Genomic DNA, 17,605 nt, shown 5'->3' with positions numbered 1-17,605 from the left:
CTCCTTCCGAATCGAAGACTTGAGTGCTTATCACTCAAGTACGAATAATTTAGCACTCTCACCCATAGAGTGCTAAGCGCCAAAAGCTCAAAATTTCCTGAGTTTTGCGCCGGAATTCCGGGCTACCGCATCCCGTACAAGACATGGTCGTCAAGGTATTGCCACACGGTGCCTGCCTGCGCAAAGCCGGCACTTCGCAGCGTCTCCAGGTGAAAGCCCAGCGTCACTTTGAGTGGCGGTTCGTGCAGCTCACTCCCCCACACTTCGTCGCGCGCGGCAAGCTCGGTGCCGTACGCGCCCGATGCCGCCACGGCATCCCACCATTCGTCCCACGTGTCGACGCCCGCGCCGAACGTGTCGCGCTGCATCTCGGCGTCGTCGCTCAGCGCAAGGGCGCGCATGGCCGGCTCGCTCACGGCGTCGTAGCTGAGGTGATCGCCGTTCAGCACGATTCCGCCCGGTCGCACGAGCGCCGAGAGCGCGAAGTACACGCGCACCAGCGCATCAGGGCTCAGCCAATGCAGTGCCGTCGAGCTCACGACAGCGTCGAACTCACCCGCAACAATCGCCGGATGCCGCACCCACGCATCCGAGTCGAGGTCGATCTGTGCCACCTCAACGCGGGCGTCTCCCGCCCATGCATCGCGCGCGAGCGCCAACAGGGCGGGGTCTTTGTCTGCGACCACCACATGTGCCGTCGGCACATGTTCGAGCACCGCTGCCCCGAGAGACCCGGCCCCGCCCGCAAGATCCAGCACGCGCGGCTCGGCCACCCCGGTGCACACGTGGGCGACAGTCCGCCCGATCGTGTCAAAGCGCTCAGCGCGCCGACGAATGTACCCGGTCTGCTGCGCATCCCAGCGCGCGATCAGCTCGCGCGCAACCAAAGCCCGATCCAGCATTGTGTTCTCACTCATCTAAGTTCCTTCTTTTCATATATCCATCAACAACATCGGCGGGCAGCCGAAACGTCAGCGACCGCACGCCGCCGCCGCCCTGCGTGGCGACCACCTCCACGCCGTAGACCTCGTCGAGCACCGCGGGCACAAGCACCTTGTCGGCGCTGCCCGCCGCCGCCACTCGCCCCTCGTTGAGCACAACGACGTGGTCGCACACGTGGGCTGCCAGGTCGAGGTCGTGCAGCACGATCACCACCGTGGGGGCGATGCCTCGCAGCATTGCGGCGAGCTCGAGCCGGTGGCGCACGTCGAGGTGATTGGTCGGCTCATCCAGCAGCACGACCTCGGCGTTTTGCGCGATCGCGCGGGCGATCGACACCCGCTGGCGTTCGCCGCCAGACAGGGTTCCGAGCGCCGAGTGCGCGCGATCACCAAGACCCACGGCATCGAGCGCTCGCGCCACGTCGAGGTCAAACGAGGCGCCGCCGCGCCCGCGCGCAATCCCGGCGAGCGCCACTTCGTCGGCCACTCGCAGTGCGGGGTCACCGCCCACGTTCTGCCCCACAAACGCCACTCGTTGCGCGATCGAGCGCCGGGGCACTCGCCGCAGATCACGACCGTCTAGCAGCACCCGGCCAGCGCTCACTGGCACGGCCCCGAGCATGGCTCGCAGCAGGGTTGATTTGCCGCTGCCGTTCGGTCCCACAATTCCGGTCACTGTGCCGGGGCAGACGGCGAGGTCGATACCGCTCAGCACCTCGCGGCGACCGAACCGTACCGCCACGCCGTCTGCCGTAATCACGACAGGTCGGCTAGCGCGTCAGCGAGCACTGCGGGCCCGCGAGTCGACAGGATGCTGGGCGGGTCGGTGTAGGGAAACGCCAGCACGATCACGCGATCGTTCTTCACTGCCGAGAGCGAGTCGACGCCGGGAGATGAGAGAAAGGCATCCTTCGTCTCGTTGGGGTCGGCAGCCGATGAGAGCAGCACGATCGTTTCGGGGTCTCGCGAAATGATGTCTTCGATGTTCACGTCGAAGACGCGCTCGTCTTGGTCGGCGTAGACATTCTCAAGGCCGGCCGCAGCAAACACCGGGGTCACCATGCTGGGCCCGCCGTAGGGCGAGAGCACTGTTCCGCCCGACGAGACGTAGAGCGCAGCCGCCGTACCGACTGACGATGATGGCACCGATGCGAGGTCGGCTTTCGCCCCGGCGATCACGTCGGCCGCCTGATCTTGTTCGCCCAGCAGCTCACCGTAGGTAGTGATCTCGTTCCACACGCGGTCAAACGTGGCAGTTTCGAGAAGCTCCGGCGGCGGGTCTGAGCAGTATGCCGTCGGCGTGTACAGGGCGATGCCGGCGGCGGCGAGCGCATCGCGGTCGACGGCGTTTTCGGGTGCGATCACCAGGTCTGGGTCTGCACCGATGATGGCTTCTTGCGACACGACCGAGCCGCCGGTGGCGTTCTTCTCGGTCGAGAGCACATCGAGGTTCTGAAGCGCCGAATAGGTGGTGTCGCCGTAGAGGCCTTCTTGCGGCGTTGAAGTGACAGCGACCACGCGATCAATCGCATCGAGCGCTTCGATGTCGGCGAGCGCGTCATTGTTCACGAGCACTATGCGTTTCGCGGGCCCATCGAGCGTCACCTCCGACCCGCAGTTGTCGAGAGTGATAGCAGCAGAAGCCGAGGTTGAACCAGAGGCATCAGCCACTGTGGAGCATCCGGCGAGCATAAGCACAGCGCCGGTCGCGAGAGCCAGAGCGGCCCAGGGGCGGGCAGGGGTCATCATGTGGTGTTTCCTTTCAGGTGAAACAGGGTGAAAAAGTTCAGTCGCCAGCGCGGCCTGAGCGGCGGAGCAGAAAGAGCAAGAAGGGCGCGCCGATCACGCCGGTCACAACACCCACGGGAATCTCTTGCGGAGACAGCGCTGTTCGCGCCACGGTGTCGGCAAGTACGAGCAGACCGGCACCGAGTGCGGCGCTCGCGGGCAGCACGAGTCGGCTTCGACCGCCAACGATCGCGCGGGCGAGGTGCGGCACGACAAGGCCGATAAAGCCGACCCCGCCCACTCCCGCAACAACGACACCCACGAGAGCGGATGCCGCAGCCATCAACCCGAATCGCCACTTCTCCGGGTCGAGCCCAGCTGCGAGCGCCGAGTCGTCGCCCGAGGCGAGGGCGTCGATGCGCGGGCTAAGGCTGGTGAAAAAGATCGCTGCCGCAGCGACGGTCACAACGGCAGCGATCAGCACGGTGGGCTGTACTGTCGCAATAGACCCGAGCAACCAGAAGAGCACCGAGCGCGCGGCCTCGGGCGAATCTGACCAGAACAGCAAAAAGCTCGTGGCCGCATTTAGCGCGTAGCCCACAGCGAGTCCGGCAAGCACGAGTCGAAACGGACCACGGGTGCGAGCGGTTCCGGCGATCAACACCACAAGCGCGGTGGCAGCAACAGCGCCGAGCAACGCTGCACCCGAGAGCAACAGGCCACTGGCCCCGCCAATCACCAGCACGACAAGCGCAACGCCCGTCGAGGCACCCGCGTTCACGCCCATCAAATATGGATCGGCAAGGTCGTTGCGCACGAGTGACTGCAGCACGGCACCCGCCATTGCGAGCCCCGCGCCGGCGACGACCGCCATCGCCACGCGCGGTGCACGAGTGCCCCATACGATCTGCTGCGCAATGTCATCGGTGCCCACTGGCAGCGGCGCTCCAAAGAGGTGGTGAGCCAACACGCTCACGACGGTTGCAGGGTCGATTGCGACCGGCCCGATCCCCATCGCAACTAACGCAATGACCAGAGCGGATGCCGCCAATCCCCCGATCCGCCACGCACCCTGTCGCCGATCACGGCGAAGTCGATCGGCGACAACGCGAGGCCGGTCGAGAGCAAATGTCACGCACTAACGATAACCATTATCAGTAGCGGGGGGAAATCCTCTGCTGCTCACTCAGCATTCCAGCCAGGCTCGCCCGGTCAGGTGAATCTCAGCGCGACACTCTCTTCGCACTGGTTCAGTGCGCGGTGTCGCCGGGAGCGAGTGCAGCTTTAGCTGTCTTCCCAATGATGACGAGGTCGCCCATCATGCTCCAGTTCTCGACGTACGAGAGGTCAAGGCGCACGGATTCTTCCCACGAGAGTGACGAGCGCCCACTCACCTGCCACAGCCCGGTGATCCCTGGCTTCGCCAAAAAGCGACGGTGTACGTGCTGCGCATACAGCGCGACCTCACTTGGCAATGGCGGCCGCGGCCCAACCAACGACATCGACCCACCAATTACGTTGAACAGTTGAGGCAACTCATCAAGGCTGTACTTGCGCATGAATCGACCGATCCCGGTGATGCGCGGATCGTCTTTCATCTTGAACAGCACTTCGTTGCCAGAATCACGCTGCTTCGCTCGAAGGTCAGCGAGTAGTTCCTCAGCGTTGACGACCATCGAACGGAACTTGATCATCTTGAACTCGCGGCCGTGATATCCAACGCGGGTCTGCATGAAGAACACGGGGCCCATGCTCGTCGCCGACACCAGCACAGTGAGCACGAGCAGAAGAGGCGACAGCACAATCACGCCGAGCACGCTGGCTACGAGATCGACGGCACGCTTCAAGAACCGCTGACCAGCCGAGAAGCGAGGCGTCTCCACATGGATGAGCGGAAGGCCTGCGACTGGTCGCGTGTGAATGCGCGGCCCAGCAATGTCGAGCATGCTCGGCGCAATCACGAGGTGCTGTCGGCCTGCCTCGAGCCCCCACGAGATTTCCTTGACCTTGTTGGGCGGAAGATCATCGGTGCTTGTGACGGCGACGGTGTCAGCGCCCACAGCAGTCATCGCATCGCGCACGTCATCGACCGAACCAAGCACAGGAATGTCGGTACCCGGCACCGTCGAAGAGAGCTGCTCGCGAGGCATGCACGCCCCAACCACGACATAACCCGAGCTACGCGAGCGCCCAAGCTCGCGAGCGATCGCGGCCACTGAAGCACTTGACCCGACCAGAAGTACGCGCGCACTGTAATTCCCACCGAGCCGCTTCGCCACGAGCCACTGGCGCCACAACCAACGAGAGACGAGAAGCATCAAAATGCCCGCGGGCAGCGCGATCAGGAGGTACCCACGTGCGATATCTATCTTGGCGAGGAATGCAACGATCGCAACGATTCCGAAAAGATTGAGGCTTGCCATCGTCACACGCACGTACTCAGCGTTTCCGGAGCCGAAAATGCGGTCGCTACGAGTGTCATTTGCGGCGAGTGCAAGCATCCAGAGAAGGATCAATACAGCAGAAGCAACCCAATATGACGGAGCAGTGATACGAATGTCATAGCTCATGGCGACTTGAGCGCTTCCGTTGCCAAACCAAGCAATCTGACTACCGTATACAACCCATACGAGCACAAGAAGGTCAGTAATGAATAGTCGTCGGCCATATCCTTTGCGCCAGCTCTGCCGGGCCGGGGTAGTCCTCGCCGACGCACCATCGAAGGACTTTTCCACCTTCGAACTCACTGTGAACCTCGAGCCTCTCTTCTTGAGAAAGTCGACGCGATTAATACTGATGGCGTCTGCGCGCGAGCCTAGCAGCGGTCAGCAAAAACTGTGTGACGGACGGGTGCGAAACAGGTTGCGAACACCGCATATGGCAGGATGATCGAGAACCCACACCGAGAGGCGTCATGGAGCTCACCGACTACATCCGTATCCTTCGCAAGAACTGGCTGATAATTGTGATCGCAGTGCTCGTGGGCGTTGGGGTGGCGGCTGCATACTCGCTATCCAGAACGCCGCTTTACGAGGCGCGGAGCCAAGTTTTCGTCTCGACCCAATCGGGCACCACGGTTGCCGAGTTGCAGCAGGGAAACTCATTTACGCAAGCCCGCGTTGCAACGTACGTCAACCTAGTTGAGACGCCGATCGTAATGAATCCCGTAGTTGCAGATCTCAGCTTAGACATGACGTCCGACCAGCTCGCAGCAAGTGTCACTGCATCTAGTCCCGCCAACACCACTTTGATCGAGATCAGCGTGGAGAATGCGAATCCGGTCCTCGCCGCCGACATAGCGAATGCCCTCGGCGCAAGCCTTACGTCGTCAGTCGAAACGATTGAGACGCCGGACGGGCAAGATGTGAGCCCGGTGAAGCTGACCAGAGTAAAAGACGCGGTAGCGCCCAGCCGTCCGGTGAGCCCCGATGTTCCACTAAACCTCATCCTCGGCGCTCTGGTCGGCCTCGCGATCGGAGTTGCTTTTGCCGTACTGAGGACGGTACTTGACAACAAGGTGCGCACCGCTCGCGATATCGAGCAGCTTACAGATCGGCCTCTCATAGGTTCCATTCCCTTTGACCCAAAGGCGTCCGAACGACCGATTATTTTGCACGCCGATCCACAGAATGTGCGAGCGGAAGCCTTCCGCTCACTCAGAACCAACCTGCAGTTCCTCGAGATGGACGGAGGACACAGCTTTGTCGTGACGTCTAGCATGCCAAGTGAGGGTAAATCAACGACAACGACGAATCTCGCTATTGCGCTCGCTGACGCAGGCAAGCGTGTCGCGCTACTCGACACTGACCTACGGAAGCCCAAAGTTGCTGAGTACCTCGGCATCGAGGGAGGTGTCGGCCTAACCGACGTTTTGATCGGACGCACGAAGGTGTCGGACGTTATGTTGCCATGGGGAAACCGCCCGCTATATGTACTCCCAGCTGGCAAGGTTCCGCCTAACCCGAGCGAGCTTCTTGGATCAAAGCAGATGGCGCAGCTGCTAGAGGCATTTGCTCGAGACTTCGATATCGTGCTGCTCGATGCGCCGCCGCTCCTTCCCGTCACCGATGCGGCGATTCTCGCCAAAAACACGTCGGCTGCCATCTTGATCGCTGCCGCCGGGCACACAACAACACACCAACTTGATAGGGCACTCGACGCGCTTGATACCGTCGGCGCCAAGTTGGGTGGGGTCGTGCTCACGATGGTCCCGACACGCGGGGCAGACGCATATGGGTATGGGTATGGGTATGGGTCTTACTCCGCGGATCCTGTGTGAATTCTTCGAGGCGTGACCCCCGACGAGCCGCACATAGGATTGCCCGGTCTCAACGGGCGATTGAACCGTTTGATTATGACCAGAGCGTCGCAGGCGAGGCACGACATAAAGTGCTGCCAGATTTGACTGATCTCGTCGCGAAATCCACAGTTCCAACGATCGACGTATCTCCGTGAGTCACTCAGGAGCCGAGCAACAAGCTTGAGTGGGTCGCTCTGCCTTCGGGGGCGAGCACCCCAGGGAGCTGTGGAAGTGGCTAAATCAAGCCAAAATCGACGTCACGACAATATCCGAACTGTCATGATCAGACACAGCCGGGTCGCGCCGACCGAATGAGCACTACCTATGAAAATGGCTCGTTTCGTGCCTTCCATACCCGAATCTACGAGCAGACGCCTCTGCAACGAATCTTGAAGGAGGTCGCTACCGAAGAACTCCCTTGGTAGCGAAGTGCGGCGCGCTCACGTCGGCGCGAGGCACTACTATGCCTTGGCGCCAGCCGCCCCCTTACGCCTCTCAGACGTGCTGCGGCAGTACCAGCCTCAAACGCTCACGAAGGCTCGCGACGCGTTTTAGGCTTCGGGCTTCTGCTCGTCGTCGCCGATGAGTCTCGAGAATTCAAGTTGCAGATATCGAGCTGGAACGCTTCTCGAGCGTATGCAGATGCCGCTACGCCATGTCCTCGGTGCAGCGCGCCTCTCATCCCCACTGGCCCCTTGACGAACTTGGCACTGACTACGACATCAACCGTGCCCCGTTTATGGGATGCCGACTCGACATACTCGTTGCACATCAGTGAGCTGAACTACGCCTTCGGCGTTGACCCAAAACTCCCCTCCAGGCACATCAAAGATGATGCCCGCTGCGCTGCGCCGCAACCGAGCGGGCGCACGGCGTGAAACCGGTGTGCCGCGCGCCATGCGGACCATGTGAACAGCACGAACTTCGCGGCTACTTTCAGAAGTTGTCGCTCAACCCCGATGTTCGTCGAAAGCTACGTACGTAGCGCCCGTCCCGCTACCCGATAGACCGCCATAGGGTGCCATCGCACAACGCCCGAAGGCGAAAGTTAACGCTGGGGGTGAAGGGACCGTGCTCGAACCCAACCATTCGGCCGCTTTATCGGCAGTCGGATAGCCTCGAAGGCCGATACCGAAGTATTCCGAACATTCTACATTTCGGCACTCAAGCTAGAGCCGAAGTTCAGAGCGCTTCGGAATCAGAAACGGGCAAATCCTTTCGTGTTTCATGTTTTCGGCGGGCAGCCAGTGGAGAACCACGGCTCCTGAGGCGGGCCCGGCCAAATCTGAGATTGGGGGGCTCGGGATGCACGCAGAAAACAAGAAATAGCGGCACTAAGTGCCCCGCGTCCATATCAGCAATAACAGCCCAAATAGCTATGAACACTACAACGACCATGCCGCTCGCGGAGCCCTGATGAAAGCACCTTCGCGCAAGCAAAAAAAGCAAGGCCGCGAACAGAAGCAGCCCGAGCAGGCCAGCGCGAAACGCAAGGCCGAGATAGGTAGAAAGCGTACCCACGCTCGCCACTAGGCCCTCAACCTGCGGCTTCAGACCGTAGCCGAGAAGCGGGAACGGATTTCTCAGAATATAGTCCCAGGTCGTCGCATATACCTCCCCCCGAGACTTAGAAGAGCCAGAGCGAGCGCCGTCGACTTCTTCGAAAAAGGAAGAGATCGCGCCCTGACCCGCGAGTAAAATCGCGACGAAAACTGGAATAGCTATTGCAATGGCACCGAGGAACAACAGTTGAGACCGCCGCCGTAGCTTCATGAGAAGGCCAACAACCAGACCGGCGGCGAGCAAGCTATAAGACGTCCGACTCAACCCAAAATAAACAGCCACTCCGCCAGCGAATAGCGCAAGCGCGGCGAGCGTCTTCCGCGGGCGGATACCTTCGCTAAATATAGTGACGAGAATCACCAAGCTCGCAGTCGCGGCAGCCCAGGTTGGATTAGCCCATATGCCAGATGTACGGAAGGCGGCCCCCCCGAGCCAACTGGAAACGTAGAGCGCGTTATCCGCAAATGCACCAATGCCCGATGGCAGACGGGCGGCGACTGAATCAAGCAGCGGAACGGGCAGTTTTCGCGGATAGATAGCAGCCGAGGCCAAGATCAGCAGCGCCTGCGCTATGACGGCGAGACTTAGTGCCTTCAGCAAACGTCCACGGAAATCGACGTGCGCTGCCGCAGTCAGTGCAGCCGCAAGTACGAGCCAAACACACATGTTGGCGACAGCCCCGATCAAGCGAGCGCCGTCGAAACCGAAGGCCGCGATACCGACTGGAATTGAGATACCGATGGTCGCGCCGACTAAGAGAGCGAGAACGCCCGGGCGCGACACACGCGATCGTACTAAATAAAGCGAACTTGGCACTGCCATCAGCACCATGTAGATGCCACCTAAGCCCGTGAGCCAGAGAACTGGATAGAAAGCCACGGACCACACGAGAATAGTTGCGAAGCGAACAGACGCGGCTTCATCAAGGTGTGGCCGAGGTGAGCTCGCTCGTGATCTCAGCGTTGCCGCACGGGCAGGCTTGCTTGCAAAATCGCCCGGCGAAACCATGTGGACAATCTACCGGAGTCATCGGCGACAGGGTGGCGCGCCCAATATAACTTCGTGTTCTTCAGCCAGGCGGCGGACTCACGTACACAGCCACGTCGATGGTGGGTGGAGTCGAAGATCTGTTGGCGGAACCGTCGCGGGACTCGTGTGAAGCTCGGCGCGGGGAAGGCGCTACCGCCGACTCAGCCGCAGCTTCCGGCGCACTCTGCAACGAACAGATCCGCAATGCAGCTCGTCGCCACTGTCCCCAAATGACCGCGGCGAGCCTTATACGCGCTCTCGCATCGGCGCCGTTCCCGAGTAGGTGGATGGTTCTTCAGCCCGTTCCCAACAGCCGGTATGATGACGGAGACGCAGCGATCGCTTCACCCCCTCCGAAATCCGCTGCAAGACGGTGGAAAGGGGTTCTCCCCTCAAACCAAACCGCAATGTCGCGTAGAGCTATTGTCCGGTTATTTGAGGAGAAGATGGATGTTCACGCGGTGATTAAGTTTCGCAAAGCCATGAAGATCTGGTTATTCGGAGGCGTCCGCCCCAGGATCAAGGTTCATCTGCGGGCCTTGGTGCACGCCCGCGAGGCCGGGAATGTCGCTTTCGCGAAATTCATTGAGGCAAGAATGCAGCGAAAGTACGGAATATTCATCTCTCACAAAGCGCACTTTCCTTTGTCGCTCGACCTCAAGCACCCTACTGGCGTAGTTGTCGGAGAGGGGGTGCGGCTTGGCGAGCGCGTTGCTATCTACCAGCATGTGACCCTAGGTGGTGCCCGTACAGGGGATTGGCAGCGTGGGCGGTACCCCACGATCGGAGATGACACAGTCATATTCGCGGGAGCGGTGATTGTCGGAGACATCACGATTGGCAAAAATTGCATCATCGGAGCCAATTCTGTAGTTATCCGCGACGTCCCGGACGGCTCCACTGCTGTCGGGGCCCCCGCTCGCGTCGTTGATCGGCAAGTCCCGAACCCCCTCGATCGGAGAACCGAGAATGAGTGAACGCAATACCCTTTTTGTTCAAAAAGCACGACTCGAGGGACGCGTGAAGCTCGATGGTGCAAAAAACTCGGCGCTACGGCTACTGGCTGCAAGCATTTTGACATCTGACACGGTCGAGCTTGACAATTACCCGGCGTCGCTTTTGGACACGCAGGTACACGTGGAGATGCTGCGCGCACTTGGAAAGTCATCACAAATACTCGGAGACACCGCAGTTCTAATCTCCGAGAAAACATCGTTGCAGACTAAGTTGCAATGGCCTGGGCGCTCTATTCGCAACACGCTGCTGATCTTGGGAGCACTCACAACGCGGTTTGGCTCGGGAAGCGTCCCGCTGCCTGGCGGCTGCCGGCTCGGTGAACGCAAGTTCGATCTTCACGTAATGCTTTTGACGGCTCTGGGAGCTCGGGTTTGGGATGATGACGACGGTTACCTTCATGCTGAGGCACCAAACGGCCTAGTCGGTGCGGACATCCATCTTCCCATTCGTTCCACGGGAGCCACCGAGAATGCGATCTTGGCTGGCTCACTAGCACGAGGAACTACCCGCGTCTGGAATCCCCACATCCGGCCCGAGATCCTCGACCTGATCGAAATGCTCAACTCAATGGGAGCACGTATTCGCGTGTTCGGCCAGGAACATATCGAAATACAGGGTGTCGATGTGCTTCACGGCACACGACACAGCGTCATACCTGACAACATGGAAGCGATCACGTGGCTTGCTGCAGCTGTCGTCACAGAAGGGGACGTCGAGATCGAGGACTTCCCATATAAAGACCTTGAAGTTGTACTCGCTCACCTAGACTCAGCTGGCGCGAAAATGTACAGAGGCGAGGACTCCCTCATAGTGCGCGGGAGCAATTGTTACCCCATTGAGATCAGCACCGGCCCGCACCCTGGGATCAACTCAGACGTACAGCCGATACTCGCCGCGTGGGCAGCCAAGTCCCGGGGAGAATCGCGGATTATCGACCTTCGTTTTCCAGGTCGTTATGGCTACGCGCATGAGATGGCGCGTATGGGTCTCGAGCACGAAATCGATGGTGACTTACTGAGGATTCACGGCCGAGGCGGACAACTCCACGGAGCGCACGTTAATGCGCTCGACCTGCGAGCCGGGGCGGCGCTTGCTCTCTGCGGTTTATTCGCGGATGGTGTCACAACAATAACCAATGCCTGGCAGATTGAGAGGGGCTACGTCAATTTCGCTGAAAAGCTGAACGCTCTCGGGGCAGATCTCCGCTGGGAATAGAAGAGCCCGACAAAGGTGACGTGCTTGGGCTTCACTCAGGGGCGAGGTTCTAGCGATCACGGTTTCGTCGCACGCCGAGAACAGCGTGGGCAACAAATCTACCGGGCGCAAAAAATCGCGCATTAAATGTTTTCGCAAATAAGATTAAAGCGCGTCTTTTCCACCCACTCGCTATATAGCCCTTCGCCATAGTCACTGCATCTCCTGAAGCACCCCAAACCGCGAATCTGATACAGCCTCGCACATACTTTTTTTGCAGTGATCGGTCGGACAGCGGAACAACTGCTTCTATCCCATCGACGCGCAGGCGTTCAAGGGATGCACTCGTTTCAATCTCGCCGAGCTGCGCAAGTCGGCGAGCAAAGATTGAATAGCGACTTTGCAAAGCCAGTTTTCGCACGTCGTATGTGACGCCATCAAATTGAATGAAACGCTCATAAAGCACTTGCGGAACGGTCGCGATGCGCGACACTTGCGCGATGCGAAGCCATAAATCGTAATCTTGACAATTCTTGAACTCGGGACGATATCCCCCGACCGCGTCATAGTAAGATCGGCGAATCATAACCTCACCGTGCGAGAATACATTTCCTCGTAGCAGGGCATCAAAGTCAGTATTGTCAGCGTCCGGCCGCCGTACGCGAGCTATTCCGCTATCCTCCTCTATGTTTGTATACCAGCATCCCACAGCGCCAACATCTGGTCGGCTTTCGAGAATTGCGGATTGCATCTCTAAACGTTGAGGCAGGGAAACGTCACCCGAGCCCTGAATAGCGATGAATTCGCCTTTTGTCATCGCTACGGCGTCCCGCAAGCCTTGAGCGAAGCCCCGGTTATTCTCGTACCTCACATATCGGATTCGCGAATCCTGCAGTTCGTCTTGCAGCCGCGTCATAACTGACGATGTGTTGTCGGAAGAAGCGTCATCAAAGATCAATATCTCAATATCGGTTAGGCTCTGCGCAACGAGTGAGCGTAGCGTTCGCTCGAGGACGGGTGCACGATTATAAAAACCGGCAATAACTGATACTTTCATGAGTAATATCCAATCATCAGACGATATTGAGAAGTGTGAGGATCTATCGCTAGATATCGCCAACCTTCTCGTCGCCAGGCCCTTCTCGTCGCTTTCGAAGCCTCGATATCAAGCCGGATCCTATCTGTTTAATCTGACCCCATCGTGGAAGGAATAAAGCATGAATGGGTATATTAAACCGGATACGACAGGTGATTGCATAACCAACGAGGAGAGCGTACTGTCCGACTGTCACGGCAATTGCGCCTCCAGCGATGCCGAACTGAGGCACGAGAATGAGAGCCAGAGCGCCGTTCAACATCAAACTCATGGCAATCACAGGTGTGCCGAAAAATGGACTTCCGCTTCCTGCAAGAGTCGGGTACACCATTCGACTCGCTGCGGTTGGGGCAAGGCTAAAAGCAAGAATCTGGAGCGCGGGAACTGCCCCGGCGTATTCGCTGCCGATAAGGAGTGTAAGAACGCTAGGTGCTAAGAGGGAAACTGGCACCGCAAGAAGCATGAAAAGCCAGAAAAGCCAACTCGCAATATCGATGCCGCGTTTGATTGAAGAAGCGGAATCTGTGCTACGTACCGCGTTTGAGAATAGGACCATTCCAAGTGCAGTCGCTATCTCAAGAAATATTTCATTCACGCGAATGGCGGCGAAGAACTGACCTGCGGAATCAGCGCCTGATGTCGCCTCGATGACAAACATGGATAAGCGCGAGCACAACGTCACGAGGAAGAGATTCAGCGCGAAGATCAGCCCGTACCTAAGCATCGGCAGAAGGCGCCTAAATGCCGTTCCGAGCGGTCCGGTCTGCCAAACGGCGAGAACTACGATCACGGGAAGCGTTATAAGATAACTCCCCACCTGCACCCACAATGCCAAATCCAGGGTCATCACGCCCATAAACGCAATCGCGAGCACTCCTAGCATCAGCGTGATCCGAGGCAAAGCATCACTTAGGCTGAACGCCCAAATCACACCCCGACCGAGGAAGATACCTTGGAGGAGGGTGTGCAAAATTGCTCCGCTGACGCCAAGTAAGATTATGACCGCCGCAACAGCGGGGGCTATTCCAGATATCTGACGGCCGTATACCGCGAATATCACGGCAGCGGCAATCAGGCTAAGGACCGGCCATAAAGCCAACGAAGTACCGGCGGCTTGCCCCGGCGTAATACGGTCTTGGCCAATTTCGTACGCGAAAGACTGGCGAAGCCCAAGGCTACCGAGCGTAGCGGCGAGAGTGATTGCCGATGTGAGGATGCCAAACCACCCAAAATCCGTCGGTGACAGCAACCGAGCCAGCACTAGAAATGCTACGAACTGCGCAACACGGACCACACCGCGCCCGAACAGCACAGTGAACGCCTGTCGCGCGAGACCGCTCATGCGCTGAGCGAGCTGCTCGTCAGTTGCTCTCCCCATCGTGCGGTCGCAGCAATATGGGCCGGGCTCGCTTCACCAGAGACATCCACGTACCGAACCTCGCAGTCCATGGCAACCCCAGTGACATCCCTTACTGAGTTGCGGGCGAGCGCAATAAGCCAAAGAATGTCGGCCGACGACGCGTTTCCAAGGTTTACGAAGAAGTTTGCATGTTGCTCTGATATCTGAGCATTCCCTCGGCGCCAACCGCGCAGGCCAACGGCTTCTATGGCTTTTCCCGGCGCCCCGATAGTTGCGTATAGCTTTGGATCAGACACAAACGTTGATCCGCAGCTTGGTAAATTCTGGGGAAACCGCGCGTTTCGAGAGGCGACAATTTCTTCCATCTCGGCTTTGATATCCGCGGCGGAGCCACTCCCCAGTTCAAGTTCCGCTTCGACGATTGCGGCATCGGTCGCTTGTAGCCGCGATCCTCGATACGAAAATTCACATTCCGCTTGGGTCATTTCCAGTATCTCGCCGTTTCGATCCACACATGTCACGCGACGAACAGTTGTTCCAATTCCTTTGCGCTGGCTGCCTCCGTTCATGAGAATGAGGCCGCCTAGAGTACCTGGTATCCCTACTGCGTGTTCCAAACCCGTGAGCCCTTGAGCTCCAACTTCTAACGCAAGTCGAGGGATCGGCGTCCCTGCCTCGGCCCAGACCGTATTCCCTGAAATGCGCGTCTTCGACATTCGCCGGCCGATCACCATAATCACGCCCTCGAAGCCTCGATCATCGAAGAGAATGTTTGAACCCTCACCGATGATGCAGAAGGGCACAAGCGATCCGTCGAGAATCGTCATGACGCTGACCACTTCTGCTCGGTTCCTCGGCTCAACGACGACTCGAGCGGGCCCACCTATCTGCCACCACGACATCGAAGAGAGCCGGACGTCGAAGGTTACTGCTCCAGGAAGCGCTGCTTGAATCTCGAGTCCAAGCCGTCTTATCCTTGATTCGCCCGCGCTGCTTGCACTAGGTGTAGTCATTTTTCCGTCGATCTATTCGTGTAGCGGATGAGCCGATATAGAGCGCGCGGATTCGTAGTTAAATATCGCCAGCCCAGTCTTCGCGGGTCTTCGAGTGCTCTGTACAACCATTCGAGGCCAAGTCGTTGCATCCATGTAGGAGCACGTCGAACGTCACCTGCGAGAAACGCGTACAAGCCGCCACACGTCTTGATCCACCCAACGCCCGTCAACCGCTCTCTGTTTCGAACGCACCAGTATTCTTGACGGGGCTTCCCCAGCGCGACCCAGACCACGTCCGCACCGCTCTCGACAATCATTTCGCTTACGCGCTCGTCGTCCTCGGGGCCAATATATCCGTGGTGTCTTCCCGCGATTTTCAATGAGGGATAGAGCCTCACCATCGCATCAACCGCTGCACTATTCTGCTTCTCTGTGGCCCCCAGAACGAAGAAGCTTAGACCGCTGCGAACCGCGGCAATCGCCGCGTTGTGAAAGAAGTCCGTGGTCGCAATGCGCTCCGGCAAGGGCGTTCCAGTAAGCTTCGACGCGAGCACTACTGGCATGCCATCCGCGTGAATAATGTCGGCTTCGTACATCGCCGCTGAAAATTCGGCGTCAGCCCCCGCGAGTGCGATCCCTTGTCCGTTAGATGAGAATACAACCTTGGGCCGCGTACCAATTGCGCCGCGCGCCGCAAGACAGTCTTCAACCATCATCTCGGCGAGCTGATCGCCCGTCACGCGAGCGGTAGCTAGTCCAGCTACAACGACAGTTGGGACGCCAGAACTTTTATCCGGCACGGCGATACTCTCGATACCACTCGACAAATCTGGCCACTCCTTCACCAACTGGCGTAGATGGTTCGTAGCCGGTCAGCATTTTTAGCAGCCGAGGATCAGCACTCGTGGTGCGCACGTCACCAGGTTGCATCGGAAGCATAATCTTGACTGCTTCGCGGCCGAGGCTACGTTCGACGGCTTCCACGAAGGCCATCAGCCCTACGGGCCGCCCGCCCGCAATATTCACGACACGCCACGGCGCGACGGTCGACAACGAATCAATACTACTGCTCCCGCCAGCTGGAGCGCCCTTCGACGGGACGACGTCTGCGAGAAGCTTGATCGCATGGACTAAATCCTCGATATAGGTGAAATCACGGCTCATTTCTCCATTGCCATAAACTTCAATCGGCTCCGCGCGCTCGATGCGGTCTACGAACTTAAACAGCGCCATGTCAGGGCGCCCCCACGGTCCATAAACCGTGAAAAAACGAAAGCACGTGGTAGGAATGTCGAAGAGATGTGAGTATGAATGACTCATCACCTCGCCAGCTTTCTTAGTTGCTGCGTAGAGAGAAACGGGTTGGTGAGACGAATCGACTTCGCTAAATGGAGTCTTCTCGTTCCCGCCATATACCGATGACGTAGACGCAAAAAGCAAGTGTCGCGGCTTGACCCTGCGCGCCGCCTCCAAGATATTGAATGTACCGACCAAATTAGACTGCACATAGGTATCTGGATGGTCGATGCTGTAGCGCACCCCCGCTTGAGCCGCCAAGTGAACAATTATCTCAGGCTCGAACTCATCAATGCTTCTATCAAGTGCGTCTCTGTCCTCGAGCATTGACTGGACGAACGAAAAACTTGACGATCCTTCCAGCCGAGCTAAGCGTGCCACTTTCAGTGACGGGTCGTAGTAAGGGGTTAGAGCGTCAAACCCACGAACTTCATGCCCAGCGTCTAGCAAAACGCGGGCGAGATGGAACCCGATAAAGCCCGCAACACCCGTGACGAAGTACTTCAATCGTGCTCCTACCGTCTCGTCGGGCTTCGGGCATAGCTGGCTATCCCGAAGCGCGAACGTCGTGCAAATCTGATGCCGCGATCAGTGCCGCAGGTTAAATATACAGAGCGCTCCATTCAATTCATGCGCCGACGGCTGATCGACACAGCCTGTTAACAAAAAAGTTGCTTCAAGAGCGAGCTAGGCATTCCCTCCACAGACAGTCGCTCCCTCCCGCGCACCGATTCGGGCTGTACAAGCGCACGCATCGAGTCGCCGATGCTCTCGTTGGCCGCTGTGCCAGCCGGCGACTCGGCACAATTGGGCGCGCCCCAAATTTGTGAACGTTGAGCGGTGATCTGCCGACATGCTTCGCGATTTTTCTACTCACGGTGTCGTATCGATACAAGAAGTTGATCTTGGCCGCCGATGCTGCAGCTGCTAGCCCTGCCCAGACTTCTCATGTTCAGTTCTCAAACCAATTTTGGCCATTTCGTTTTGCCCAGTTGACTAAAGTGTTCTTCAGAAAGACGATCAGCCAGGTATGCCGGTCGAGACTTTAATGCCACTTGCGCTCCGGGTAGCTAGCCGCTCGGCGCG

General features: G+C 58.5%; 14 protein-coding genes. 3 read left to right on the top strand and 11 right to left on the bottom strand.

What is annotated here, in order from left to right:
* Nucleotides 1-122: 122 nt before the first annotated feature.
* The 5 genes from FHS06_RS05310 to FHS06_RS05290 all read right to left on the bottom strand — a co-directional run bounded on the left by FHS06_RS05310 (nt 123) and on the right by FHS06_RS05290 (nt 5,404).
* Nucleotides 123-917 (bottom strand): class I SAM-dependent methyltransferase, encoded by a 795-nt coding sequence (locus FHS06_RS05310; protein WP_167046377.1) that lies wholly within the window; start codon nt 915-917, stop codon nt 123-125.
* Nucleotides 910-1,701: an ABC transporter ATP-binding protein gene (locus FHS06_RS05305; RefSeq protein WP_167046374.1), complete on the bottom strand. Its 792-nt coding sequence runs from the start codon at nt 1,699-1,701 to the stop codon at nt 910-912. The genes FHS06_RS05310 and FHS06_RS05305 overlap by 8 nt, the downstream gene beginning before the upstream one ends.
* Nucleotides 1,698-2,690, bottom strand: a complete 993-nt coding sequence (locus tag FHS06_RS05300) for an ABC transporter substrate-binding protein (RefSeq protein WP_167046371.1) — start codon at nt 2,688-2,690, stop codon at nt 1,698-1,700. Before FHS06_RS05300 ends, FHS06_RS05305 begins: the two co-directional genes overlap by 4 nt.
* A gap of 37 nt (nt 2,691-2,727) precedes the next feature.
* Nucleotides 2,728-3,804: a FecCD family ABC transporter permease gene (locus FHS06_RS05295; RefSeq protein WP_310734854.1), complete on the bottom strand. Its 1,077-nt coding sequence runs from the start codon at nt 3,802-3,804 to the stop codon at nt 2,728-2,730.
* A gap of 115 nt (nt 3,805-3,919) precedes the next feature.
* Complete coding sequence (locus tag FHS06_RS05290; protein WP_341779882.1) at nt 3,920-5,404, bottom strand: sugar transferase; 1,485 nt, start codon at nt 5,402-5,404, stop codon at nt 3,920-3,922.
* Between the two features lie 179 nt (nt 5,405-5,583).
* Between FHS06_RS05290 and FHS06_RS05285 the strand changes: the two genes are divergently transcribed.
* Nucleotides 5,584-6,948, top strand: coding sequence for a tyrosine-protein kinase domain-containing protein (locus FHS06_RS05285; protein WP_167046368.1), 1,365 nt, complete (start codon nt 5,584-5,586; stop codon nt 6,946-6,948).
* 1,203 nt (nt 6,949-8,151) lie between these two features.
* Here the strand turns inward: FHS06_RS05285 and FHS06_RS05280 are convergent.
* Nucleotides 8,152-9,411 carry an O-antigen ligase family protein gene (locus FHS06_RS05280; RefSeq protein WP_167046365.1) on the bottom strand — a complete coding sequence of 420 codons (1,260 nt, stop codon included), beginning with the start codon at nt 9,409-9,411 and terminating at the stop codon, nt 8,152-8,154.
* A gap of 227 nt (nt 9,412-9,638) precedes the next feature.
* Here FHS06_RS05280 and FHS06_RS14400 point away from each other — a divergent pair, with 227 nt between their 5' ends.
* Both FHS06_RS14400 and FHS06_RS05270 read left to right on the top strand, forming a co-directional pair.
* A complete protein-coding gene (locus FHS06_RS14400) occupies nt 9,639-10,538 on the top strand; it encodes a serine O-acetyltransferase (RefSeq protein WP_424960767.1) in 900 nt (299 codons plus the stop codon).
* Nucleotides 10,531-11,793, top strand: a complete 1,263-nt coding sequence (locus tag FHS06_RS05270; RefSeq protein WP_167046359.1) for a UDP-N-acetylglucosamine 1-carboxyvinyltransferase — start codon at nt 10,531-10,533, stop codon at nt 11,791-11,793. Before FHS06_RS14400 ends, FHS06_RS05270 begins: the two co-directional genes overlap by 8 nt.
* Before the next feature lie 49 nt (nt 11,794-11,842).
* Here FHS06_RS05270 and FHS06_RS05265 read toward each other — a convergent pair whose 3' ends face one another.
* The 5 genes from FHS06_RS05265 to FHS06_RS05245 are packed head-to-tail and all read right to left on the bottom strand — an operon-like array spanning nt 11,843 to nt 17,026.
* On the bottom strand, nt 11,843-12,829 hold the full coding sequence (locus tag FHS06_RS05265; RefSeq protein WP_167046356.1) for a glycosyltransferase: 987 nt from the start codon (nt 12,827-12,829) through the stop codon (nt 11,843-11,845).
* A gap of 49 nt (nt 12,830-12,878) precedes the next feature.
* On the bottom strand, nt 12,879-14,210 hold the full coding sequence (locus tag FHS06_RS05260) for an oligosaccharide flippase family protein (RefSeq protein ID WP_167046353.1): 1,332 nt from the start codon (nt 14,208-14,210) through the stop codon (nt 12,879-12,881).
* Nucleotides 14,207-15,241 carry a UDP-N-acetylmuramate dehydrogenase gene (gene murB / locus FHS06_RS05255; protein WP_167046350.1) on the bottom strand — a complete coding sequence of 345 codons (1,035 nt, stop codon included), beginning with the start codon at nt 15,239-15,241 and terminating at the stop codon, nt 14,207-14,209. The genes FHS06_RS05260 and murB overlap by 4 nt, the downstream gene beginning before the upstream one ends.
* Complete coding sequence (locus FHS06_RS05250) at nt 15,238-16,023, bottom strand: WecB/TagA/CpsF family glycosyltransferase (RefSeq protein ID WP_208387887.1); 786 nt, start codon at nt 16,021-16,023, stop codon at nt 15,238-15,240. Before FHS06_RS05250 ends, murB begins: the two co-directional genes overlap by 4 nt.
* A complete protein-coding gene (locus tag FHS06_RS05245; protein ID WP_167046347.1) occupies nt 16,013-17,026 on the bottom strand; it encodes an NAD-dependent epimerase/dehydratase family protein in 1,014 nt (337 codons plus the stop codon). The genes FHS06_RS05250 and FHS06_RS05245 overlap by 11 nt, the downstream gene beginning before the upstream one ends.
* Nucleotides 17,027-17,605 lie beyond the last annotated feature (579 nt).

Origin of the sequence: Microbacterium halimionae (assembly GCF_011761265.1) — a bacterium.
Lineage (GTDB): Bacteria > Actinomycetota > Actinomycetes > Actinomycetales > Microbacteriaceae > Microbacterium > Microbacterium halimionae.
The sequence above is the reverse complement of the archived record's forward strand: the minus strand, read 5'-3'. Positions and strand labels throughout refer to the sequence as shown.